The sequence below is a fragment of the Aneurinibacillus migulanus genome, assembly GCF_001274715.1.
GTDB classification, from domain to species: Bacteria; Bacillota; Bacilli; order Aneurinibacillales; family Aneurinibacillaceae; genus Aneurinibacillus; species Aneurinibacillus migulanus.
The window spans coordinates 2,308,494-2,334,095 of record NZ_LGUG01000004.1; the positions used below are offsets into that span (position 1 = coordinate 2,308,494).

The following is a 25,602-nucleotide window of genomic DNA, read 5'->3' on the forward strand; positions in this document are numbered from 1 at the left end:
ACGGAAGTTGTGGAGGAACAGGAAGATTACCGTTTTCCTCCTGTTCTTTACTATTTTTATGATAGCTGAATATATGTACGGGAGGAGGCCGATCATGCTGCAAACCATCTACTCTCCTACAGGGAAAGATATTTCGTGTAAAAGCTGGGAAACCGAAGCACTGCTAAGGCTATTAATGAACAGTCTGGACCCGCGTGTAGCAGAGAACGGGCAAGATTTAATTGTATATGGTGGAACGGGGAAGGCAGCAAGGAGCAAAACAATGCTGCGGGCTATTATTAAGGAATTGCAGCAACTTGATTCGGACTCTACCTTATTGATTCAATCAGGAAAGCCCATAGCTTCATTTCGTACGTTTTCTTTTTTTCCACGTGTGCTTGCGTCCGCCGCTATGGTAGTTCCCGCGTGGGCGACATGGAAAGAATTCTCCCGCCTTGAAGAAAAAGGGCTTACCATGTACGGACAGGCAACAGCAGCATCGTGGGCGTATATCGGCGTGCAGGGTGTATTGCAGGCGACTTTCGAGACCATGAGTGAGGTGGCCAACCGTTATTTTAATGGATCGTTAAAAGGAAAGATTGTACTGACTTCCGGCCTGGGTGGCATGGGTTCGGCTCAACCTTTGTCTGTTACGATGAATGGTGGTGTAGCCATCGTTGTAGAAATTGACGAAAGCAAAATTCAGAAACGACTAATGAACAATTATTGCGACATCATGGCGCATACGATCGATCAAGCTTTGCAGTTGGCTGAGGAAGCTGCGCAAACAGGCAGGCCGCTTGCCATTGCGCTCGTGGGAAATGCTGCAGACGTGTATTGTGAACTGGTGGAGAAGGGCGTAACACCGGACATCGTAACGGATCAGACAGCGGCTCATGACTTGCTACATGGCTATATTCCGAGTGGCGTCTCATTGGAGCAGGCATATTTTCTACGGAATAAGAAGCCGGAAAAATATGTGGAGATGGCGATGCAAACCGTTACAGCCCATGTTGCCGCAATAAAGATGTTTCAGGAACGGGGAGCTGTTGTTTTTGATTATGGCAACAACATCCGTGGGCAAGCGAAGAAAGCTGGATATGAAGAAGCGTTCGATTTTCCAGGCTTCGTATCTGAATATTTACGTCCATTGTATTGTGAGGGTAGGGGTCCCTGCCGTTGGGTTGCCCTTTCTGGAGACCCAGGTGATATTTATAAAATCGACGAAGTGATTTTGTCGGAATTTAAAAGCGATGAAAGAATTTGTCGTTGGATTCGCTACGTACAGGATAAAATTTATTTTTATGGGTTACCTGCTCGCACGTGCTGGCTGAACTATAAGGAACGAGATGAACTAGGGGAAATTATTAATCATATGGTTGCGTCCGGCCGACTGTTAGCTCCAGTTGCCATTACGAGAGACCATTCTGAAGGAAGCACCATGGCAGCACCTACTCGGGAAACCGAAGGGATGCTTGACGGCAGTGATGCCGTAGCGGATTGGCCTATCTTAAATGGACTGTTGAATGCATGTGCAGGAGCGTCGATGGTAAGCATTCAGCACGGGGGCGGCGTAGGTATTGGTAATTCAATACACTCCGGTATGACCGCAGTGGCGGATGGAAGTATAGAATCGTTTGAAAGATTACAGAGACTATTAAAAATCGATCCGGGTTTGAATATTATCCGACATGCTGATGCAGGGTATTCCACGGCCCAATCTATGATAGACAAGCTAGGAATTAAGAAGCCGTTATAGGGAATCGAACGTCGACAATTCTGCAGAGTGAAGGGATGTGTTCCTGGTGAGGTCTACGCTTTTACTGATTTCAAATGATGATACCGCGATTCGGTTGATAGAGTTGGTTAATCAAACGTATGACTTTCAATTCCAAATTCAAGTATGCGAGGACGCTTTTGATTTGGAAAAGCAAGTGCGGTATTACGATCCGATTGTTGTATGTCTTGATTTTGACTACATAGAGGAGAACGAGCGGAGAAAAATACTAGAAGTAAGCGGACAACGAAATACTATACTTTCTTATATTGTTTTAAAAACTACCTATACTGCACAGGAAATGCGCATGTATTTCAAACTTGGTGTAGCGGATTGTATTTCCAAGCCGCTTGACAAAGAAGCGTTATACTATCTGCTTCACGAAGCCAAAGCGCAGAACATAAAGGAAGAATTGAAATCGGATGAGTCCCGTAGAATAAAGGAATGCACGGCTTCTATGAAGAGCTGTCTGGCGTACGATTTGATTTTCGGTACAATAAAAAACTCAAAAGACATATGGGACCGAAGCAAATGGGCGGGGCTATCAACCGTGCCAAATACGGCCATGATTGTCCATATTGATGAGTTTTCTCGTCTTACGAAAAATAAAAGTAAACTATGGGAACAGTCGATTCGTAGTGAAATAATCGAGATCATCCAGCAGTTTCGGGATCGTGATGTTCAGGAAGTGTTGGCTATCATAACGGCCGCCGATAAAATCGCGGTGCTGTTGTCTGTTCCGCTACGCAACAGCAAGGCAGAATACAAGGCACTAGCTCTTGTATATGCAAGAGAGATGAAAGAATATATAAAGGAAAGAACTGGGTATACGGTTACCATCGGAATCGGCCATTACTATGAAGACGCACGTAACTTGCATGTATCTTATCAGGAAGCGTTGCACGCACAAACGCATAAGTTTTTCGCAGGCACGGATTCGCTGCTTCATATTGACGATGCCGAGCCATTCGTTAATGAAACGGCGTTGCTGCCTGGTGATGAAATCAGTTCTCTAGCAAATAAGTTAACGGTAGGCGATTTTGCAGGTGTTAAGCAAAGCATTGAGCAGCTGTGGGATATATTATTCCAAAAGCCAAATGCTGATCCTCAAGTGTTCAAAATGCAGATTCTTGATTTGCTGACTACATTGGCACGGGCCGCACTAAATGGCGGTGCTAAACCGAAAGATATTTTTTCCATTCATCTGCAGTATGCGCGTGATTTATATCGCATTGAAAATACGATTCATATGAAGCAATGGTTTAAAGAAGCGGTAGAGCATTTCCTGGAATGTGTATTAACGAATTATAATGAGCAGATGCTAAAATCCGTACAGAAAGCAATGCAATACATTCATTCATACTATCTGGAAAATATCACGTTGGAACAAGTGGCAAGCCATGTGCATTTAAGTCCGAATTATTTCAGCTATATTTTTAAAAAAACAACTGGTTCTTCTTTAGTAGAATACATTACTCATTTACGAATCGAAAGAGCGAAAGTCATGCTGATGGATTTAAACTATACGATTTACCATGTAGCCGGAGCCGTAGGGTATAACGATGCCCGTTATTTTAGCCGTGTATTCAAAACAATAGTAGGCAAAACCCCAAGTCAGTATCGAAATGCGCTCTTAGTTCCTAAAACGCTCGCAAAAGAAGGAACGTCTTAAGGAAAGCGAGCAATCGGATAGAGGGGTTCCACGATTCATTGTACACCTGAGCAGGAGAGGAGTAGAGAACGTGTCGGTGTTGATGGTCATCAATGTCCTCATTTTTATTACTTTAATAGGGTATGCATTGTATTTATTCACCTATCTTGTCTACAGCCGTGTCACGTACATTAAGCTCGGACGTGCGGCAGACTTGAAGGAAGACGCGACCCGAACATTGAATGCCTTCTGGGTCAATGTTTTCGGACAGAAAAAATTAATGAAAGATTCCAAAAGCGGTGTCATGCACATCGTATTGTTCTATGGCTTCCTTCTGGTCCAGTTCGGAGCCATTGATTTAATCTGGAAAGGGCTGAAGCCAGGCTCGCACCTGCCGTTTGGTGCGGCATATCCTTACTTCCTTCTGTTCCAGGAAGTGGTCGTTGTGGCGATCCTGCTAGCCATTTTCTATGCCTGGTATCGTCGCAACGTCGAAAAATTAAAGCGCTTAAAACGCGGCTGGAAAGCCAATCTGGTCGTTTGGCTCATCAGCATCTTGATGATCAGTACGCTTCTGTCTGAAGGATTAGAAATCATCTGGCTGCATGCCGACGCCATCAGCTTCCGTTCCACGCAGCCGATCGCCTCCAGCCTTGCACTGGCATTGGCGGGCATCGGTCCGACGGCGGCAGGCGCCCTCTTCTATGTCTTCTGGTGGGTGCACTTGCTGACGCTGTTGTTCTTCCTGGTGTATATTCCGCAGGGCAAGCACGCGCATCTTCTGTTTGCGCCGTACAACTGGCTTATGAAGGATAAGACACGTCCTCCAGGCAAGCTGAGCACGATCGACTTCGAGAAGCTGGAAGAAGAAGGCGCAGAAGAATTCGGCGTCGGACGCATTGAGCATTTTACACAGAACCAACTGATTGACTTATACGCCTGTGTGGAGTGTGGCCGCTGTACAAGCATGTGCCCGGCTGCCGGCACAGGTAAGACCCTATCGCCGATGGATTTAATCGTGAAAATGCGTGATCACTTAACGGAGAAAGGGGCCGCCATTACAGGTCGTACGCCATGGATGCCGGCCGCGGTCTTTAAAGAATCGACCGGCAATGCGTTAGCTGTACAAGCACGCGCCGCAGGGGCAGGTCAGGTTGTGGAAGAGACGGCAGCAGCGACGGAAGGCTCATCCGCTTTGAAGATTGAGTACGATACGCAGCTCATTGGGGATGTCATTACAGAAGAAGAGCTCTGGGCATGTACGACATGTCGTAACTGTGAGGACCAATGTCCGGTGGCAAATGAGCACGTAGGTCACATCATCGACATGCGCCGCTATCTCGTCATGACGGAAGGACGCATGCCGTCCGATGCCCAGCGTGCGTTGAGCAACATCGAACGTCAGAGCAATCCGTGGGGCATCAACCGTAAAGACCGGATTAAATGGCGTGAAGGCATGGAAGATCTCGTGCCGACCGTCAAGGAAGCGGACGAATTCGAATACCTCTTCTTCGTTGGTTCGATGGGCTCGTTCGATAATCGAAGCATCAAATTAACCCAATCGTTCGCCCGTGTGATGAACAAAGCGGGTATCAAGTTTGCTATTCTGGGCAACGAAGAGAAGAACTCAGGTGATACAGCCCGCCGTCTTGGCAATGAAATGCTGTTCCAGGAGCTGGCGATGGAGAACATCGGGAACTTCCAGAAGTATGATGTGAAGAAAATCGTGACGATGGACCCGCACGCCTACAATACGTTCAAGCACGAATATCCGGAGTTTGGACTCGAAGACGTGGAAATCTATCATCATACTGATCTGCTGGTGGAATGGCTGCGGGAAGGCCGGATTCAACCGGTGAATGAAGTGAAAGAGCGTGTGACCTATCATGACTCCTGTTACCTGGGCCGTTACAATGATATATATGATGCGCCGCGAGAGATCCTGTCCGCCATCCCTGGCGTCGAGATCGTGGAAATGGAGCGTTCCGGCTGTGACAGCATGTGCTGTGGCGCGGGCGGCGGGATGATGTGGCAGGAAGAGCATCAGGGCACACGTGTGAACCTTGCACGCACCGAGCAGGCTTTGGCTGTGAATCCGACGACGATCGGAAGTGCTTGTCCATATTGCTTGACGATGCTGTCAGACGGCACGAAAGCAAAGGAAGTTGAAGAAAAAGTTCAGACGCTTGATATGGTAGAAATCTTGGAACGATCGTTATAAGATTACAAACACAAAACGTGAATGTGGCATTTACGGGTATGCCAGCATAAGAAAAGTAACTTTATAGTACAACTATATACATCTGACTTTATAAATTTATATATTTTTATGGTAGGAGGTAAGAAAAGAAGGAAGGGCGCTCGAGTATTATGGGCGTCCTATTTGCCGTACGAGAAGAAGAGGTATGTTAAAAGATGAAAAATTAAGATAATATAGAAAAAGGGAGTTTTTGAATAAGTAGAAGGGGGAAATACGTTGCGAGAGGCAGTCATTGTAGAAGCAGTACGAACACCGATAGGGAGGCGTGGAGGTATATTAAGCACCGTACGGCCGGACGATTTGGCAGCAGAAGTATTAAGGGAACTAATCGTGCGCTCAGGCATTTCTTCCGAACTGGTTGAGGATGTCATTATGGGCTGCGTATCGCAAAGTGGAGAACAGGCCGGAGATATTGCCAGGGTAGCCGCTCTGCTTGCAGATTATCCAATTGAGGTGCCAGGTGTAACAATTGACCGCCAGTGCGGGTCCAGCCAGCAGGCCGTGCATTTTGCCGCTCAAGCTATTATCAGTGGAGATATGGATGTAGTCGTGGCCGCTGGCGTCGAAAGCATGACCCGTGTACCGATGTTTTCGAATTTACAAGGGGCCGAATGGAATAGCAAGCTAACTGCACGTTTTGGCGCATTTAATCAGGGGATTTCTGCTGAGCGTATGGCAGAGAAATGGGGGCTCACACGACGCCAAATGGATGAATTTGCACTGGAGAGTCATCAAAAAGCGGTAAAGGCCCAGAAGGAAGGCTGGTTTGAACGCGAGATCATGCCGATAATCCTTTCTCATTCAGACGGTACACAAATGCGTGTGCAACAGGATGAAGGCCCACGCCGGGAGACTACGCTTGAGAAGCTGGGAGCGTTAAAGCCAGCCTTTCTTGAAAGCGGTAGCATTCATGCAGGTAATGCCAGTCAAATCAGCGACGGTGCAGCCGGACTTCTCCTGATGTCAAGGAACAAAGCTGAAGAACTTGGGCTGAAGCCGCGTTTTCGTATCGTCGCGCGTTCTGTCGTCGGTTCCGACCCGAGGTTGATGCTGACAGGACCTATCGCGGCAACGCGAAAAGTGCTGCAGAAAGCCGGCTTGACGCTTGAACAGATGGATATATACGAAGTGAACGAGGCGTTTGCCTGCGTACCGTTAGTTTGGCTTGCGGAAACGGGAGCAGATCCGGCCAGGTTGAATCCGAACGGCGGAGCGATTGCGCTTGGACACCCGCTTGGTGCAAGCGGTGCGCGCGTAATGGTTACGCTTCTTCATGAGCTGGAAAGAACGGGAGGGCGTTATGGATTGCAGGCGATTTGTGAAGGGCATGGAATGGCCAATGCGACCATCGTTGAACGCCTCGACAGGTAAAAATGCCGAATGGCCGAGTGATAGCAGAAAAGGGAGGAGACTAGGCATGTCGACGTTTGATATCTTGCTTCAGCACGTGGAACACCAACCGGAGAAAGCGGTTACTATTTATGGGGGACACGAGACAAGCTATCTTCAGTTGACACAGATGGCACGCCGATTGGGAGGATATTTTCGAAGTAAAGGATTGAAACAAGGAGACGTAGTCGCATTATTGCTCGGTAACTCCGATATGTTTGTTACCTGCTATTTTGCCTGCCAGGCGGCCGGTGTAAGCGTATTGCCTATCAATACCCGACTTGCGCCCAGAGAAATCGAATACATTCTTAACCACTCCAGAGCAAAGCTGCTTGTTTACGGGCAGGAATTCAATGAAACAGTAGAAGAATTAATGCCTTCTATCCCTTTGATCCAACATTTTATTCATGTAGAAGGTCCTGAAACGCTGCGGGGAACATCTATTGGCCAGGCAATTCATGAAAGCGATGAAGTAGCTGTTATACCTTTCCAGGATGATGATACTGCCGTTATTTTTTATACATCAGGAACGACCGGAAAACCGAAAGGGGTGATGCTTTCCCATAAGAACTGCAAAGCTATCGCGAAAATGTGGCGAGAAGCGATGGATTTGGAGAAGTCGGAGCGAGTTCTTATTGTTGCACCGCTGTTTCATTGTGCTGCCGCCCATGTATTTATGTTACCGACTATACAGGCGGGAGGCACTCTTGTCATAGAAAAAGGGTTTAGTCCGAAGCAGACGATGGAAGCAGTGCAACGTTATGATGTTACGTTGTTTTTTGGGGTACCGGCTATGTATACGCTGTTGCTCAATCAGCCTGATTTGCATACGCTCCACGTTCCGCACCTTCGAATGCTGACATACGGAGCCGCACCTATGCCATATGAACTAATCAAGAAGGTAAAGCAGATATTTCCGCAGGCAAAGGTGCAAAATTTATACGGACAAACGGAGAACGCACCGGGTGCTACTACATTGAAAGACCCGCATGCATTAAGTAAAGTTGGTTCAGTCGGTCAGCCACTGCCAGGATGCCAGGTGCGTATTGTAGATGACGAAGGATTCGAGGTACCGGTTGGAGAAGTTGGTGAAATCATCATCAAAGGTCCTCATGTCATGAAAGGATATCTTAACAATCCAGAGGCGACCGCGCTCACCATGCGAGAGGATTGGATGTTAAGTGGGGATTTAGGACGCATGGATGACGAAGGATTTCTCTACATTGTAGATCGGAAGAAAGACATGATTATTCGCGGTGGCGAAAACATTTATCCGATCGAGGTAGAAGAAGTGTTGTTTGAAATTCCGGCCGTACTTGAAGCGGCAGTCATCGGTATACCGCATGAAATATATGGAGAAGTACCGAAAGCATACGTTGTCATAAAAGATGGAAACGGATTGACGGAAGAAGAAGTCATTGCATTTTGTGAAAAGCGGCTTGCCAAATACAAGGTGCCATTCCATGTGGAATTTCTTGATGCCTTGCCGCGCAATGCAAGTGGAAAAGTGTTAAAAACAGTGTTACGACAACAGGAAGGCGTATAAAGCTGTTATCATACATTTGGATGACGTAGGAAGTTGGACAAAGACACGCCGCTCCCTTTTTTATCCGGGAGGGATGTCTCCAACATCTTACGTCTATCTTTTTTTATCTCGTACAATTAGACAACATCAAGAAAAGATTGATTCCGACTGGTTCCTATACTACAGTGAATACAAAGTGAGCAAAAGGTAGTTACATTAAAAAATAGGTGGAGGAATAAGGATGAGATTAATGCGTTATTTTTTTTCTTTTTAGGGCTGACTTTTTTCGGTCTGGGCAACGCGCTTGCGGTTAAGGTTAAATATCTTGGTCTTCATCCGTGGGAAGTGCTAAATGTAGCATTATATCAGCGGTATGGTTTGACGATAGGAACGTGGTCCGTCGTTTGCGGTCTTGTTCTAGTGCTCGTCTCTTTGCTGGTAGACCGCAGATATATTAATATAGGCACGTTTCTAAATGCGTTGTTGATCGGACCCATTATGGATATTTTCTTATGGCTGGATATTCTGCCCACAGCCATGCACTCATGGCCGGATTATATCATTCTTCTGTGCGGAATCGTAATCACAGGTGTTGGAGGCGGTATGTATGTAGCCGCTGGAATTGGAGCTGGTCCGCGGGACGGTTTTATGCTTTCCATTTCCGATAAGACGGGGCTTTCAGTCAGTCGCGCCCGTATCATTGTAGAAAGTATTGTGCTTGGTATCGGATTTCTTTTAGGTGGCCCTGTTTTTATCGTAACATTTATTTATACGTTTATTCAAAGTCCTGTGTTCCAACAAGCGTTAAAGATATTCAGAAGCTTCCTACATGCACTGGAACATAGGCAGAGTCAATCGGCCTCTTTTCGCCGATTTCCATAGATTTTCTTAGATTCGCTCATTGGGTCTTAACTGGTAGAGGTACACGGTCCTGTGCACCTCTCTTTGTGTTGTCTGTATAAAATATAAGCATCCATATGAAAAATAATTTCAATATCTTTACAGAGACAATGTAGTCAAAAGGAACTATTTGTTTCTGAATCTATTGAAATATTTATATAAGAGATGTAAAGTTTTTCTGGTAACTTAATCACATATATTATTGTCGGCAAACCTTCCGAAAGGGAGGGACGCAAAGCTATGGGCCTACGGTTTTCTTACTATGGCTGCCAAGTTGCATGTACGGAAACAATTCCTGTTTGCTTTGTGTGTCGATGTGCGGGGATTGTTTTTTTTGTTGGGGAGTGAATGCCTGGAGTCTATATTATTGTTGATTTTCAATTAGCGATTCCAAAATAGTAATACATGCACCCGGAGGGATATTCATGAAGAGGATTAGAAACTCGGCGAGTACGAAGATTATTAGTACTTCACTCGTCATACTGCTTGCTTTTGGGATTTTAAGCAGCGTTGCGACTTATTTTATGATTAAGAACAGTAACTTGAACAGCATGAGCAGGCAATTGAACGATACGGCAGCCATTTTGGCAGAACAAGCTAATATCGAACAGGTGCGTTCAATTGTGAATCAGCCAAATGACAAAAATCCTGATGTACTGCAAGCAACTAAAGAAATGGATCAGATTATGAGCCATTCAGAGATTATTGACAATCTGTATTTGATCTCGTATAAGAACGGTCAGTTCTACAACGTCTCGATGAGCACAAGTCTGCGGAAGTTAGATGTGCCGTACAATCAGAACATGGGCGAAGCAGGTATTTCACAGGAACTGCTCACCTTGATGAAACAATCGTTCGAACAGAAAAAAATCCAGGCGACACATGTATATGGAGATGTATACGGCCAATATAAAACCGGTATGGCCCCTATCATAGATGAAAACAATAATGTCATAGCTTTATATATTGTTGATTACGATGTATCTCAAGTAACGCAAAAAGCATGGAAAGAAGCAAGCACCATTCTGTATATCACATTAATTTTCGTACTCATTTGCGGATTGCTTACTTATTTCAGTATTAAACGAATGATTTCACCTATTAACTATCTTTCAGAGAAGGCACGTAAAATATCTGAAGGTGATTTGAACATTGAAGTAATAGAGCTAAAAAGCCGGGACGAAATCGGAGCGTTGGGCAATAGCTTCCAGATGATGGTCACGAATCTACGCGATATTATCCATAATGTATCAGGTGTGTCTTCCCGTATTTCCGAATTGTCTGTACGACTCTCATCAGAAATTAAAGATACGGTTCAGGAGAATCAACAGATATCTGCTGCGATTCAGGAGATTGCGAGCGGAACAGAGATGCAGGTGGGAAGTGCAGAGTCGAGTTCTCAGGCGACCCATGAGCTTTCGTCGGGGATTCAACACATTGCAGCAGCATCAGGCAGCATTTCCGAAGCCTCGATAACAATGGCTGAGGAAGCGGAAGAAGGAAATGCAATCACCCTAAAGGTCATTGAGCAAATGAAAACAATTAGCCATTACGTGGATCAGTCGGCTTCAGATGTCAAGTCACTGGGCGGGCATTCTCAGGAAATCAGTAAAATCGTTGAGATGATTACCCAGATTTCTTCGCAAACGAACTTGCTTGCGCTTAATGCCGCTATTGAAGCCGCACGTGCTGGCGAACATGGAAAAGGATTTGCTGTGGTAGCGGATGAGGTCAGAAAGCTGGCTGAACAGTCTACACAATCTGCCCAGCAAATCGCGAATCTAGTACAAGAAATCCAGAGTGGAACGTCAAATTCTATTACTTCAATGAACCATATGGTTGAAGAAGTAAAAGTAGGGATGGAAATCGTTCAAAAAGCAGGAACAGCCTTTGAACATATTCTCGAAACCATTCGGGGAATCACTACGCAAATTCAGGAGGTATCAGCTGCTTCTGAAGAGATGGCGGCCAGTTCCCAGCAGGTAACGGCGTCTATAGAGTCCATGGCTCAAATCGCCCAGGAATCGGCCGATAATACGTCTGCTGTTTCGTCTTCATCTACAAGACAGTTGACATCCATGCAGGAAGTCGCCAAGGAAGCCGAGTCTCTTGATGCGCTCGTTGGGGAGCTTCGGGAGACGATTAAACGCTTTAATATATAGCGATTTTAAAGACTTGAAAATAAGAAAAAGGTGATGGAGTGATGAAAGTGCGTGAAGACGAAGGGAATATGGAACGGTACTGGTTTGACAGGCTAATCGAGCCTTTGCCTGTAGTCGGAATCCCGTCTGATTTTCCGCGATCTTCTGTCCGTGGTTTTAAGAAAGAATCAGTCATCGTTTCTATGCAGGATTTATGGGCACAAAAGATAGAGAACTTATGTAAAGATAAGGGTGTTCTGATAGAAGTTCTTATGCTATCCGCTTATTTCGTTTGGCTATACCGCATTACACACGAGGAAGATATCATGGTGGGTGTACGGCTTTCTTCTGGGGAGCAAGGCGAAGCTGCGCTTACGCTACCGATACGTATTTCCCTTACAGGAATAGAGAGCTTCGAGCACCTGATAACAGAGGTAAAAGTACGATTGTCAGAAGCGATGGAGCATCGCCTGGCGTTCCGCGCTTATGAGGATAACAGAATAAAGGAAAACGGAGAGGATGCAGTCATTGCTTATCCCGCGATTTTCGTCATGGGTGATGCAGCATACGAGGAACTGTCGGCGCCTATCGTATGGAACGTGGACATGCATACTCATTACCATATAGAAACGACTTTCAATAATAAGGTATTCACACGGGCATCCATTCATCGTTTTATTGAGCAATACGAGAACATTCTCGAAGCTGTAACGCTTCAGCCTTCCGTGCGTTTTCGCGAGATTGATATGTTAAGTAAAGAGGAATGCAAGCTATATCGGAAGCTAAATGATACAAGAGAGGAATTTCCGTCCGATAAGACACTTTCCGCCATGTTTGTGGAAGCAGCTGAGCAATTTCCGTCTCATATTGCCCTTTCATCAGACAAAGGACAGCTTACCTATGAGGAGCTGAACAGCAAATCCAATCAGGTCGCCCGTATGCTGCGTACTCACGGATTAAAACAAGGTGACTTTGTCGCCTTGTTCATGGAGCGAAGCATAGAGACTGTAGTCGGTCTTTTAGGAATTATGAAAGCCGGTGGCGTCTATGTACCGATCGATCCGGAATATCCCCAATCGCGTATCGAGTACATGATTGAGGATAGCCGTGCGGCTTTTATCGTAACGAAAGCGGAGTTTGCGGGCATTTTGGATGAGAGTGCCCGTTCTTGCCCACATGGTGCTCAGGTGCTCTGCCTCGACGATATGCAATTGGCACAGTATTCTAACGAGAACGTTGCTGCCTATCCGGGGGCAACAGATCCTGCGTATATGATTTATACGTCCGGTTCTACTGGCCGTCCAAAAGGAACGGTCATTGTTCATCGTAGTGCAGTGAACTTGCTCGTCTACCTGCGGAAGCCGTATGAGTGTACGCCGGATGACGTTTTTCTTCAATTCGCTTCGTATAGCTTTGATGCTTCCATCGCCGAGACGTTCTCCGCCCTTCTGTGGGGAGCGCGCTTGCATCTGTTGTCTAATATGGAGCGGGTGGCAATCGAAGAATTCGCCAATGTTGCTGAAAGAGTGAAAGCAACGGGTGCCTTGGCCCTGCCGACCGCTTTCTTTAAGCAAATCGCGGCTTATCTTGAAGACAACAGTATACACAAATTACGAACCGTAAAACGAATTATCGTAGCAGGAGAAGCGTTGACAGGCGAAACGGTGCGGTTGTGGCAAAGACGGTTCGGGCTTAATATTAATATCTTCAATGCATACGGACCGACTGAATGCACAGTAGGTACTACGATTTACCTCGTTGAAAAAGAGGTTCCACCCGAGCAAGTCTATATTCCGATCGGAAAACCGTATGATAATTATGAAACATATATTATCGATCCAAACGGAAAGCTTTGCCCGATTCATGTGCCTGGTGAATTGTATATTGGAGGGGCAGGATTAGCTAAAGAATATCTGAACAAGCCGGAAAAGACGGCAGAAGCTTTCGTACCACACCTATTCTCTGATGCGCCGGGAGCGCGGTTATACAAATCCGGGGATATCGTACGCCTGCTGGCCGATGGAAACATCGAGTATGTAGGACGTAAAGATAACCAGGTGAAAATTCGTGGACATCGCATTGAAATGGATGAAATTGAAGACGTGTTTGCCAAACAACAGGATGTTGAACATGTAGCTGTTGTTGCGAAGACGACAGAGGACGGAAATAAGCGCCTGGTAGCCTACTATAGTACAGGTAGCACGTATCCGCTGGATGAGAGTGAAATCCGGAAATTCTTAGCCCAATCCTTACCTGCATATATGATTCCGGAGCAATTCATTTATTTGGAGAATATGCCGGTTTCCCCGACAGGCAAAATTGACCGCAAGCTTCTAATCGCACGGGAAGATAAAATTTCGCTTAGAAGAGAAAGCGGTGAAATACCGCAAAGCGAGACGGAAAAGCGAATAGCAGAAGCATGGGAGAAGGTTCTCGGAATTGATGAAGTAGGAGTTACGGATGATTTCTTCGAAATCGGCGGACATTCCTTAAAAATTATTAGCATTCTCGTGTTGTTAAAGCCACATTTTCCTTCGTTGAAAATACAGGACTTCTTCCGCTATCGTACAATTGCTGCACTGGCGGAATATGTAGAACAAGCAGTGGATAAGGAAGTAAAACCTGTGCGTTCTTCGTCTGACGGAGAGCGCGAATGGAAAGACTTAATCGAACCGCCAGTGATTAAGGGTGCAAGAGTCGGACAGCGGAAAGCGATGGAGTATGTTCTGGTAACCGGGGGGACCGGGTATCTTGGTGCGCACATCGTACATGAGGTTTTGCAACAGACAGAGGCTATTGTCTATTGTCTTACACGCGGTTCGGGTAAAAATTCGCCTGAACAGCGCCTTGTGGATACGCTACACTTTTATTTTCCTGACATGGATCTATCCGTTTTTGGAAAGCGTCTGATTGCTGTTGAGGGAGACTTAAGCGAGTCGAATCTTGGTCTGTCGCCGGACATGCGCTATGAATTGGCGGATAGAATTGATACTGTGATTCATTGTGCGGCCGATGTTCGCCATTTCGGAGATGCGGAGCATTTTGAGAAGATAAATGTAAGAGGAACATCGCTTTTACTCGATATTATTCGCGGTAAGCAGGGTACGCACTTTCACCATATTTCCACCGTGAGCGTTCCTGAAGATCTGGCGGCCAGCGGACAATGGGAGCATTTTGTGCAGTATGGTGATTTCTCATATAGTACGGTGCTAGAAAATGAATATTCCAACAGTAAGCTTCGTGCAGAGAACGTTATACGTACAGCGATGAAAGAGGGTGTTTCAGCTACCATCCATCGCGTAGGCAATCTGGTCGGTCGTGCAAAGACCGGAAAATTCCAACGAAATATTGAGAGCAATGCGTTCTACCGAATGATGAAGGCGATGTTGCTGCTCGGTACCGCTCCAGCTGCTGATTGGTATGTTGACTTGACGCCAGTCGATTACGCGAGCCAGGCGATTGTGAATCTCGCCGCTCAGCCGGAAATGGAAGGAAGAACCTTCCATATATGCAATCCAGAGCAAATACATTATACTGACTTTATTAACGAATTGCATGCCATTGGCTACGAGATTGCATTACTGGAGCCTGCAGAATACAGAGAGTCGTTATTCCGACTTAATGGTGTGGAAGAAAAGGCGGAAGCATTGGAATTGGCCATGGCACAGCTTGAAGGCGACGGTGCCCATGATTCTGAATATCGATATATATGCAAGAATGCTCAGGAGATTCTTGCAAGAGAAGGCATTTATTGTCCTAAGCCAGATCATGACCTGCTTCGGGCATTAGTGACGCATGCGGTGGAAGTTGGTTATTTCCCGCGTGCAAAAGAACATATAGTAGTAGGGAAATAATATAAGAATGAAAGAGTAGCTGTCTCCAAACGTGTGGGACAGCTATTTCTTTATCATGGTGCAACGGACGCAATACAGTGATGGAAGATGGACAAGAAAAGAAGCAACCGAAACAGGAGTGCTTATCCCAGCATACATAGCTGGAACATTCTTGGCAGACTCTTGTCTTGTCTGAAAAGATAAGGATAGAATACAATGTTAATGAGAATAATTATCATTATAATTTGAGCATTACGCATTGCCGAGAAGGAGGTCGAAAGGCTTGGATGGTCTGAAAAGCATAAAGAATGTTGTTTTTGACATCACTGGCATGAGCCTGAGTAACGAAGTGCGTTTTTGGCATTCGAACGAATTTGCCAGGAACGGGAACACGGTTCTTATTTTTGTTGTTCGCGGAAAAGGAGAACTGGATAACTCGGTTGAGTCGGTTATTTTGGAGAAGGGGGATTTATTTGTTCTTCCGGCAGGCCTTGAAGCCGGTCTCAAGCCACTTTCTTCTGAGCCTCTGTCCATGTACTGCATTGCTTTTTCCTACGCTAAAGCTCTCAGGCATAACAATGGGTGGTCCATTGAAAAGTATACACTACCGGTTCAAGGCATTATTCGTGTGGGTAATACATCCGTCATCTATCACCAAATCGATAAGCTTTATCGTACTTGGGGTGACTATAGCTTAACAGAAACAAGCAAAATACAAATTTGTTTTATGGAAGTATGGGAAGCCATTATGTCAGGAATGTTGGAAAAAAATTATAAAGAAGGCTTCAGGCATGTAATAAAAGGGATTATTGATCATATCGAGGAACATTATACAGAAACATTTCAAGCAGAAGAATTGGTGCAGTTTGCCGGTATGAGTACGGCAGCTTTTTACCAGCAATTCAAGCATTATACGTCTTTTACACCTCTTCAGTACGTTACTCAAAAAAGGATGGAACATGCTAAACGACTACTTGTTTCTACAGAGATGAAGATTACAGAAGTAGCCAAAACGGTAGGATATCAGGATGAGTATTATTTTAGCCGTAAGTTCAAGCAGGTGGTAGGGGTATCGCCCAGCAGTTATATGCAATCCTTACGTAGAAGAATTACCGTACTAACGCCGGCTTTTGTTGGGGATTTAATGGCATTGGGCGTTTCCTGGGACATGCTTTCTCCATCCATGGCAAATAAACATCAAAAGCATGGTTTATTACAAACACGAGAGAGCGAACTTGATTTACATCGACTGCGTATCCATACGCCTGATTTGATTATCGGCTCTGATGAAGCTTTAAAGTTATATCCATATCTTGCTGAAATTGCGCCAACCCGCTTGATATCGTACAAGAGCGGCTCATGGAGGGAGCATTTATATCAATTGGCCGAGATTATCGGCATCGGCGAGGTTGCCAAAAGCTGGCTCCGATTTTATGACCAGCGAGTCGAAAATGCCCGTAAACTCATCGCTTCACACATAGGAAATGAGACCGTATTAGCTGTCAGGGTAAATACGGGAGGGTTTCGAGTTTTTGGAGAGAAACGACGAAAACTTGGAGACGTTCTATATCGTGATTTGCAATTGAACGTGCCTGATAGCGTTCGAGATTTCACGTTTCGGGATATGGATAGTTTGCATGAGGTGAATGACTTCGATGCTGATCATATCCTATTGTTTACCGATCAGGAAGTTCGAGCGAATTGGGAGGAGTGGAGCAGTACGCTTAAAGGAAATGTACATTTGATTCAAACGTATCCCTGGTTGAATTACTCGGCAATGGTACATGAGAGATTGCTTACTAAGGCTGTATCTTTGTTTGCGGGCTAATAAGTAGAAAAATGTAAAGAAAAAATAGAGGAATGTCCATTCTCTTTTCGAATAATTCTGCGAAAATATAATTGATAATGATTTTCAATTTCGATTTAAGAGAGGAAGGAACGATACGAATGGCAAAGCTTGATTTTCCGGTAGCAAAAATGATTCAAGAAAGACGCTCCATAAAAAAATTTAAAAATGAAGCCATATCCATGGATCTACTTCATGATTTATTAAATGTTGCCGTTTGGGCACCGAACCACAGAATGCGGGAGCCCTGGCGTTTTATCTTATTCATAGAAGAAGGAAAGCGGACGCTGGCTGAGGCAATTTGCCAGCATGCTATGAAGAAGCGGGACCCTGTGCAGTTGGCAGAATATTTCTCGAGGATTCCAGTACACATGCTTATTGTTATGCAAGAGGACCCGCGTCAGAGAGAGTGGGAGGAGGATTTTGCTGCAACGAGTGCACTTATTCAAAACCTTCAATTAGCGGCTTGGGAGCAGGGAATCGGGATGATCTGGAAAACAGATCCGTACATACACTCACCAGGGTTTAGAGAATGTTTCGATATAAAACCGGGAGAGCGAATTGTGGGCTTACTCCATATTGGCTATCCGGAGGAGGTGCCGGAAGCCAAAGCAAGGACGAAGGCAGAATTGAAGATAACGTTGATTGGAATGCCAAGTGAGGTGGGGGTCTAGTACTTAACATGGCTAGGTTGCATCTCAGAACGAATGAAGCACCGATACGAACCAGACCATTGATGGCAACCTTTATTATTTTTATCGGAATATTTGCCATTTTGTTCGGCATTGCTGCCTCAATCGTAACAGGTGTTGCGAACATTTCGTTCAGCACAGTCTGGAATTCGGTTTTTGCCTATGATTCCAATAATGAGCACCATGTTATTATCCAATCCCTTCGTATGCCCCGTGCTCTTGCTGGAGCACTGGTGGGCGCCGCGTTTGCCGTATCAGGAGCGATTATGCAGGGGATGACCCGTAATCCGATTGCCGACACCGGATTGTTGGGCATCAATGCGGGTGCTGGGTTCGTTCTTGTGTTGGTCTTTGCGTTCATTCCATCGATGCCTTTTGAATACATCATTCTGTTCTCGTTTATCGGAGCCGGACTGGGTGCTGGATTGGTGTATGGCATCGCTTATTTCGCTAGAGGTGGTCTAACGCCGCTCCGGCTCGTTCTGGCAGGTGCGGTCGTCGGTTCGTTAGTTACAGGTGTCAGCCAGGCGCTGTCGCTACTGTTTCAAATCAACTATGATCTGGCCTTTTGGTCCGCAGGCGGCATCTCGACAGCGGAGTGGTTTCAGGTTTCAGTCATGATGCCCTGGATTATTGTCGGATTGATCGCGGCAATGGTTTTATCCCGGTCGATCACAATTTTAAGTCTGGGAGAAGAGGTGGCGGCTGGACTCGGTCAGCGAACGAAGCTAATCAAAGGAATAGGTGCCGTCGTCGTTATGATTTTGACAGGGGCCTCCGTATCTACGGTCGGCGGTGTCGGTTTTATCGGGCTCATTGTTCCGCATATTGTTCGATTTCTAGTCGGGGTCGATTATCGTTGGATTATCCCTTGCTCCGCCGTATTGGGAGGAGTTCTGGTCATTTGTGCTGATATCGGGGCGAAAATAATTGCCATGCCGTATGAAACGCCTCTCGGCTCCATCATTGCAGTGCTGGGTGTGCCTTTCTTCCTTTACCTGGCCCGTAAGGAACGGAGGGAATTATAGTGCGTCCAGAAATTTTTAATCAAGAGCGTAGAAGCCGCAGCATAAAACTAATTATTCTACTTGGTGTGCTAGTATTGTTCGGTTTGGTGATTAGTATGAATACAGGGCGGTACAGCATGCCGCCGTCTGAAGTATTGCAAACCTTGTTTGGCCAAGGATCGAAAAAGCAAAATATTGTCCTGTTCGATATGCGTCTGCCGCGCATTATCATTTCGGTTTTAATCGGTGCAGGATTAGCAATATCGGGTGCAGTCCTACAGGGTATTTCACGTAATGGTTTGTCCGATCCGGGTATTCTTGGGATTAATTCCGGCGCAGGGCTGGCGGTTCTGCTGTTTGTGTCATTTTATCCGACGACAAGTGTTGCGCCTCCGTTTCTCATGCCGTTTCTTGCCTTAATTGGCGCCGGATTGACGGCAGTTATTATTTATGTTCTTTCCTATAAAAAGAATGATGGCATTTCGCCGACTCGTTTGTTGCTTACTGGCATCGCGGTAGGAGCAGGAATGAGCGCCATAAGTATTATTCTTACATTACAGCTCAATCCAAGTAACTTTGAGTTTGTGGTCACATGGCAGATGGGCTCATTATGGGGATCGAACTGGAAATTTGTCGGTGCGCTGCTGCCGTGGATTGTTATCTTGCTGCCGTATGTGTACTGGAAATCAAGGGTGATGAACATTTTAAGCACGAACGAGCAAATTGCAGGCAGTTTGGGGCTTTCGATTAACCGAGAGCGACTTGTACTGATGGCTGCGGCTGTTGGATTGGCCGCTTCCAGTGTAGCAACAGGAGGCAGCATTGGGTTCGTTGGCTTGCTCGGCCCGCATATTGCGCGGCGGATGGTCGGTCCTCAGCATCAATATATGCTTCCCATTACAGCAATGGTTGGCGCGCTGCTTGTACTAGCCGGAGATACGATCGGCCGCAGTATTATGGAGTATACCGAGGTGCCGGCAGGTGTTGTCATTTCATTGCTAGGTGGCCCGTATTTTATCTACTTATTAATGCGTTCAAAAGTATAAAACCAATACAGAATTATATAAGGGGACAATGGAAGTGAAAAAAAGTAAACTCATGAGTGGTCTAATCGTGCTTCTTCTCGCCTCGGGTAGCTTGATGGCCTGCGGCGTAGATCAAAAGGAAAGTGCGACAGAAGAAACGAGTGTCCAGCCGTCTGAAAAAACGCAGGGGTTTCCGCGTACTATCAAACATATGATGGGAGAATTGCCACTGGAGGAGAAGCCGGAAAGGGTGGCAAGTGTGGAGATTTCGGTGACAGATTATTTGCTTGTACTGGATGTTGCGCCGGTGGCTTCGGAAGGGTTTGAAGGGACCAAAAGCAAGTCGCCGATTTTTGCCAAATATGCAGAAGGAAAAAAGGTTGCCGATCTTGGAAGCAAAACGAACCGGGAAACATTGATGGAAATGGACCCACAAGTGATTGTGCTCAGCGGTCAGGGGAAAGGTTCATCCTATGAGGAGTTTAACAAGATTGCCCCTACTGCTGCACTTGACTTTTCTGTTGATGCCCGTTCCCGACTCATGAAAGTGGCGGAAATTGTAGGGAAAGAAGAGAAGGCAAAACAAGTTATCGCTGATTTCGACAAACTTGTGAACGAAGCGAAGGCCGCGGCTGCCGGTCATAAGGGAGAAAAGGTTCTGTTCCTTATCTCTAACGGGAAGGATTTTACCGTTATGCATCCGAAAAATTTCCCTATTTATTTTGAGGAAGTCGGATTGACGCCTGTAGAAGGATTGCCGGAAGACGGAAAAATTGGTGGACGAATCGGTATTGAAGCGCTGAGTGAATTCGCACCGGATCATATCTTTATTGCCGAAAATCGCAGGAAGATGAATCAGGACGATCCGAAAGGATTGATTAACATCTGGACCAAACATCCAGTATGGAAAAATCTTGAAGCTGTTAAGAATAACCACGTTTATTCCGTGGATACGTTGGTTGGGGACACGTTCTTCCTTGGGCAGATTGCGGGTCTCGAATCTATTAAAACGAATCTTGGAAAATAGTCAGTAACTGACGTATCAAAAGGGGGAATGACAGTTGATAACCACGGATCGGTTATATATCGGGTATGAGGATAAGCTTATTGTGGAGCAGCTCAACATGACGATTCCTGAACATCAGATTACGGCTCTTGTAGGGGCGAATGGTTCCGGAAAGTCGACAATCCTAAAAGCGATGGCTCGCCTATTAAAGCCGAAACAGGGGGCTGTCTATTTGGATGGAAGGACGATTCATGAACAAAAAACAAAAGAAGTTGCCAAGCAGTTAGCGATTCTTCCGCAAAATCCGATCGCTCCGGAAGGATTAACGGTTTCTGAACTGGTCGCCTATGGAAGATTTCCGCATCAAAAAGGTTTTGGTTCACTGAGCCAAAAAGACAAGGAAATGGTAATGTGGGCGATTGAAGTGACAGCGCTACTAGAGTTTGTCAACCGTCCAGTGGACCAGCTATCGGGCGGACAGCGCCAGCGAGCGTGGATTGCGATGGCCTTGGCTCAGGAAACTCCAATTTTGTTTCTTGACGAGCCGACCACTTTCCTGGATATGGCTCATCAAATGGAAGTGCTCTATTTATTGCAGAAGCTGAATCTTGAAGAGAAACGAACCATTGTCATGGTGGTGCATGATTTGAATCATGCCAGCCGTTTTGCCCATCATATAGTAGCGATTAAAGCAGGGAAGGTGATGAAGACAGGTTCGCCGGTAGAGGTGATGACATCGGAGGTGCTACAGACGGTCTTCGGGATTAAGAGCGATATTATTTATGATCCGCGCAGCGGACAGCCATTATGCTTACCGTACGGATTATACACCTCGAGCGAAGAGAAGTACTCGCTACAAGCAAGCGGCATATAGTCAGAAGGGGCATCTATGGAGCTGATAACGAAAGGTTGCTTTCGTTTCAATTTCACATACAAGTAATATTTGTAAATAGAATGATAAGAAGAAAGGACCTCCAATGTTGGGGGCTTCTTTTTTTGTCACAGGTTGGAGGGTGATGAATGCTACAAGTGTTACCGTTTTTAAGACCATATCGAAAGCCAATAATTATTGCTGTACTCCTTATGCTTGTCGAGCTAACTGTGGAGCTGTGGCACCCACTGCTCATGGCAAAAATTATTAATGAAGGCATCAATCAGCAAAACCTTTCCGTTGTGCTGCGATGGGGGACACTCATGCTCGTGCTTGCTTTGCTTGGTTTCATATGCGGAATTATTAATTCATTTTATGCTGCGTATGTCAGCCAAAATTTCGGGTTCGATATAAGAAAGAGTTTGTTTGAGAAGGTGCAATCATTCTCGTTTGCGAACTTTAACCAATTTCCAACCTCCACTTTGATTACACGAGTGACAAGCGATGTTACTCAAATGCAGAATGTTGTATTTATGAGTTTGCGCATTATGATGCGTGCTCCGCTGCTTATCATCGGAGGGATGGTTATGGCTTTAGCTGTCAATGTTAAACTGGCTCTTATATTGGTGGTACTCATACCTTTTCTTCTCTGGTTCCTTGTGCGGATGATGAATAGGGCGTTTATGCTTTTTCGCTCTGTTCAAGAGCGTTTAGACCATGTCAACGGAATCCTGCGGGAAAATTTACTGGGAATAAGATTGATTAAGGCCTTTGTGCGTTATTGTCATGAAAGTAATCGGTTTACAGGAGCCAATAAGGAACTCATGGATCGGACCGTTACCGCCTTACGGTTAGTCGAGTTCATCATTCCATTGTTGCTGCTTATTATGAATGTGAGCGTTTTGTTTATTCTTTGGTTCGGTAGTCTAGAAGTGAATACAAAATCCGGGAACGTTGGTGAAGTTGTCGCGGTTATTAATTATGCAACACGCATTACAGGTGCCCTTTCGGTTGTTTCTATGATTGTTATGCAATTTTCCCGTGCAAAGGCTTCGGCTCAAAGGATTTCGGATGTGTTTGAAGCGAAAGCAGACATCTCAGATACTGGATGTGCAAATGCGGACTTGCGAATAACAGCAGGAAAGGTCAAGCTTGAAAATGTTTCTTTTCAGTATCCGGGCATTTCCTTACCTGCGTTACAATCGATTTCTTTTACTGTATATGCAGGAGAGACGGTTGCTATTTTAGGAGCTACAGGCTCTGGTAAATCCACTTTATTTCAGCTTATTCCTCGTTTATATGATGTGAGCGGCGGGAGTATTTGTATTGATGGTACGGATATTCGAGCAATGAAGCTGGATGTTTTACGCAAACAAATTGGATTTGTCCCTCAGGAGGCTTTGCTATTTACGGGGACTGTAAAAGACAACATCCTATGGGGAAAAGAAGAGGCTTCAATGGAAGAAATTATCGAAGCGGCTCAGTGTGCTCAAATGCACGAAACCATTATGAAGTTGCCGCATCAATATGATACGATGCTCGGGCAGAAAGGAGTTAATTTGTCAGGTGGGCAGAAGCAGCGGCTCTCGATTGCAAGAGCATTAATACGAAAACCGAAAATTCTTCTATTAGATGATAGTACAAGTGCTTTAGACGCAAAGACAGAGGCTAAGTTCCTTGCATCACTGAATGCATACTCCTGTACGACAATGATCATTACCCAAAAGATAAGTACTGCGATGCAAGCAGATACTATTATTCTTCTACAAGACGGAAAATTGCTTGCACAAGGAAATCATGAATCATTATTACACTATTCGCTCCTCTATCAACAAATCGTACAATCTCAGTTTGGAAGGGAGTCGGTGCCTCATGCTTAAACTGCCGAATAAACCTGCCCAAGCCGGTGCAAACAAACCGGAAATGAGAAAGAAGCCGAAGCCCAAGGACTGGTTTGGAACACTGGCTAAAATATGGACGTATTTATCAAAGCACAAAGGGCTGCTGACATTGGTCTTTATTATGGTTGTAATAAGCTCGATTTTGGGTCTTCTTGGTCCTTATTTAATCGGATTGGCGATTGATACGTATATCGTAACCAAGGACGAAAAAGGTATTCTCCTCCTCATTGTGCTTTTAGCAGTCATTTACCTACTGCATTCCGTTTCACTCTGGCTGCAAAATTATTGGATGATCGGCGTTGCACAGGAAGCGATCTATTCTATGAGAAATGATTTGTTTTATCAATTACACAAGCTACCGGTTTCATTTTTTTCCAAACGACAGCACGGAGAGCTTATGAGCAGGCTTACGAATGATATAGATAATGTAAGTCAAACATTAAATAGCTCTTTTATTCAATTGTCCTCCAGTATTCTTACTTTTATCGGTATGATTACGTTGATGCTATGGCTAAGCCCATTGTTAACTATTATTACGCTGCTTATTGTTCCGCTCATGTTTATTGGTATGAAGTGGATTACAAGCCGAACAGGACGATATTTTAAGGAGCAACAGCATCATCTTGGAGAGCTTAATGGTTTTATTGAGGAGACGTTCTCAGGTCAAAAAATTGTAAAGACATTTTCACAGGAGCAGAAAGTCATTGCTACGTTTATACATAAAAGTGAAAAACTAAAAGCCTCTGGATATTGGGCACAAACGTATTCAGGGTTTATCCCTAAGCTAATGAATGTATTAAATAATGTAAGCTTTGCTGTTATAGCTGGAGCTGGAGGGATATTGGCCGTAAAGGGAATGGTCTCAATAGGTATCATGGTAACGTTCTCTGAATACGCAAGACAGTTTACACGTCCCCTTAACGATCTGGCTAATCAGTTCAATACCTTTCTTTCCGCGATTGCCGGAGCAGAACGGGTATTTGAAGTGATGGAAGAGGATACGGAGACGAAGGATGAACATGGTGCAATTGAGTTGAACGAAGTCCGTGGAGAGATTGCATTCTCCAATGTATCTTTTTCTTATAACAAGGAAGGGCAAACGATAAACAACATTGACTTTCATATAGCTCCTGGCGAAACGGTTGCTTTAGTCGGTCCTACGGGAGCGGGAAAAACGACTGTCGTACAGCTGCTTTCTCGTTTTTATGATCCTGATCGTGGGTATATTCTTATTGACGGATATGACAGTAAAGAAATTAGACGAGAAAATCTTCGCCAGCATATGGGTTTCGTATTGCAAGATTCGTTTTTGTTTCAAGGAACGATCCGGGATAATATTCGTTACGGGAAGCTTGGTGCAAATCATGACGAGGTAGAACAAGCCGCCAGATTAGCAAATGCCCACTCTTTTATCATGAAGCTACCAGACCAATATGATACGATGCTGGATCAGGAAGGAAGCGGCATCAGCCAAGGCCAAAAGCAATTGCTTTCCATTGCCCGTGCGATCCTGGCTGATCCATCCATATTAGTTTTAGATGAAGCAACAAGCAGTATTGATACGATTACGGAAATCAAAATACAAGATGCTTTATACCGTCTTATGAAGGACAGAACTAGCATTGTAATTGCTCACCGATTGAATACGATCCAGCAAGCCGATGTTATTCTAGTTCTTGAGGATGGGAAAATCATAGAGAAAGGCTCTCATGATTCGCTTCTGAAACAAAAAGGGGTTTATTATGAATTGGTTCATAGTCAGTTTCGCCGTGTAGGCCATGTAGATGTGTAATTTCAGA

Annotated in this window: 15 protein-coding genes, 1 pseudogene and 1 riboswitch; all 16 genes and pseudogenes read left to right on the forward strand. The window is 45.2% G+C overall.

Going from position 1 to position 25,602, the window contains the following annotated elements:
- Window positions 1-94 precede the first annotated feature (94 nt).
- Entirely contained in the window at window positions 95-1,738 is a 1,644-nt protein-coding gene (gene hutU / locus AF333_RS13115) for a urocanate hydratase (RefSeq protein ID WP_043064659.1), read from the forward strand.
- Between the two features lie 46 nt (window positions 1,739-1,784).
- Window positions 1,785-3,428, forward strand: a complete 1,644-nt coding sequence (locus tag AF333_RS13120; RefSeq protein WP_043064660.1) for a response regulator transcription factor — start codon at window positions 1,785-1,787, stop codon at window positions 3,426-3,428.
- A 76-nt stretch (window positions 3,429-3,504) separates the two neighbouring features.
- Window positions 3,505-5,628, forward strand: coding sequence for a (Fe-S)-binding protein (locus tag AF333_RS13125; RefSeq protein ID WP_053432779.1), 2,124 nt, complete (start codon window positions 3,505-3,507; stop codon window positions 5,626-5,628).
- A 255-nt stretch (window positions 5,629-5,883) separates the two neighbouring features.
- Window positions 5,884-7,038, forward strand: a complete 1,155-nt coding sequence (locus tag AF333_RS13130) for a thiolase family protein (RefSeq protein WP_043063965.1) — start codon at window positions 5,884-5,886, stop codon at window positions 7,036-7,038.
- Window positions 7,039-7,084: 46 nt separating this feature from the next.
- Window positions 7,085-8,602: a class I adenylate-forming enzyme family protein gene (locus AF333_RS13135; protein WP_043063966.1), complete on the forward strand. Its 1,518-nt coding sequence runs from the start codon at window positions 7,085-7,087 to the stop codon at window positions 8,600-8,602.
- A 214-nt stretch (window positions 8,603-8,816) separates the two neighbouring features.
- Window positions 8,817-9,463, forward strand: a pseudogene (locus tag AF333_RS13140) (YczE/YyaS/YitT family protein).
- Between the two features lie 215 nt (window positions 9,464-9,678).
- Window positions 9,679-9,763: riboswitch (cyclic di-GMP riboswitch) on the forward strand.
- A gap of 143 nt (window positions 9,764-9,906) precedes the next feature.
- Window positions 9,907-11,643, forward strand: a complete 1,737-nt coding sequence (locus AF333_RS13145) for a methyl-accepting chemotaxis protein (RefSeq protein ID WP_043063968.1) — start codon at window positions 9,907-9,909, stop codon at window positions 11,641-11,643.
- Between the two features lie 41 nt (window positions 11,644-11,684).
- Window positions 11,685-15,476: a non-ribosomal peptide synthetase family protein gene (locus tag AF333_RS13150; RefSeq protein WP_052811710.1), complete on the forward strand. Its 3,792-nt coding sequence runs from the start codon at window positions 11,685-11,687 to the stop codon at window positions 15,474-15,476.
- Between the two features lie 262 nt (window positions 15,477-15,738).
- The gene (locus AF333_RS13155; protein ID WP_052811711.1) at window positions 15,739-17,283 is read left to right on the forward strand and encodes a helix-turn-helix domain-containing protein; all 1,545 of its coding nucleotides are present in this window, start codon (window positions 15,739-15,741) and stop codon (window positions 17,281-17,283) included.
- Window positions 17,284-17,402: 119 nt separating this feature from the next.
- Window positions 17,403-17,975 (forward strand): nitroreductase family protein, encoded by a 573-nt coding sequence (locus AF333_RS13160; protein ID WP_043063969.1) that lies wholly within the window; start codon window positions 17,403-17,405, stop codon window positions 17,973-17,975.
- Between the two features lie 8 nt (window positions 17,976-17,983).
- Window positions 17,984-19,021, forward strand: coding sequence for a FecCD family ABC transporter permease (locus AF333_RS13165; RefSeq protein ID WP_043063970.1), 1,038 nt, complete (start codon window positions 17,984-17,986; stop codon window positions 19,019-19,021).
- Window positions 19,021-20,046, forward strand: a complete 1,026-nt coding sequence (locus AF333_RS13170) for a FecCD family ABC transporter permease (protein ID WP_043063971.1) — start codon at window positions 19,021-19,023, stop codon at window positions 20,044-20,046. Before AF333_RS13165 ends, AF333_RS13170 begins: the two co-directional genes overlap by 1 nt.
- 28 nt (window positions 20,047-20,074) lie before the next feature.
- Window positions 20,075-21,052 (forward strand): ABC transporter substrate-binding protein, encoded by a 978-nt coding sequence (locus AF333_RS13175; protein WP_043063972.1) that lies wholly within the window; start codon window positions 20,075-20,077, stop codon window positions 21,050-21,052.
- A gap of 34 nt (window positions 21,053-21,086) precedes the next feature.
- Window positions 21,087-21,905, forward strand: a complete 819-nt coding sequence (locus tag AF333_RS13180) for an ABC transporter ATP-binding protein (protein WP_043063973.1) — start codon at window positions 21,087-21,089, stop codon at window positions 21,903-21,905.
- A gap of 146 nt (window positions 21,906-22,051) precedes the next feature.
- A complete protein-coding gene (locus tag AF333_RS13185) occupies window positions 22,052-23,782 on the forward strand; it encodes an ABC transporter ATP-binding protein (RefSeq protein ID WP_043063974.1) in 1,731 nt (576 codons plus the stop codon).
- Complete coding sequence (locus AF333_RS13190; protein ID WP_043063975.1) at window positions 23,775-25,595, forward strand: ABC transporter ATP-binding protein; 1,821 nt, start codon at window positions 23,775-23,777, stop codon at window positions 25,593-25,595. The genes AF333_RS13185 and AF333_RS13190 overlap by 8 nt, the downstream gene beginning before the upstream one ends.
- Window positions 25,596-25,602 lie beyond the last annotated feature (7 nt).

Bases quoted from the DNA above. Each gene is read 5' to 3' on its own strand.
- hutU (WP_043064659.1), top strand. From the start codon at position 95: ATGCTGCAAACCATCTACTCTCCTACAGGGAAAGATATTTCGTGTAAA.
- AF333_RS13135 (WP_043063966.1), top strand. From the start codon at position 7,085: ATGTCGACGTTTGATATCTTGCTTCAGCACGTGGAACACCAACCGGAG.
- AF333_RS13145 (WP_043063968.1), top strand. From the start codon at position 9,907: ATGAAGAGGATTAGAAACTCGGCGAGTACGAAGATTATTAGTACTTCA.
- AF333_RS13150 (WP_052811710.1), top strand. From the start codon at position 11,685: ATGAAAGTGCGTGAAGACGAAGGGAATATGGAACGGTACTGGTTTGAC.
- AF333_RS13160 (WP_043063969.1), top strand. From the start codon at position 17,403: ATGGCAAAGCTTGATTTTCCGGTAGCAAAAATGATTCAAGAAAGACGC.
- AF333_RS13165 (WP_043063970.1), top strand. From the start codon at position 17,984: ATGGCTAGGTTGCATCTCAGAACGAATGAAGCACCGATACGAACCAGA.
- AF333_RS13175 (WP_043063972.1), top strand. From the start codon at position 20,075: ATGGAAGTGAAAAAAAGTAAACTCATGAGTGGTCTAATCGTGCTTCTT.
- AF333_RS13185 (WP_043063974.1), top strand. From the start codon at position 22,052: ATGCTACAAGTGTTACCGTTTTTAAGACCATATCGAAAGCCAATAATT.
- AF333_RS13190 (WP_043063975.1), top strand. From the start codon at position 23,775: ATGCTTAAACTGCCGAATAAACCTGCCCAAGCCGGTGCAAACAAACCG.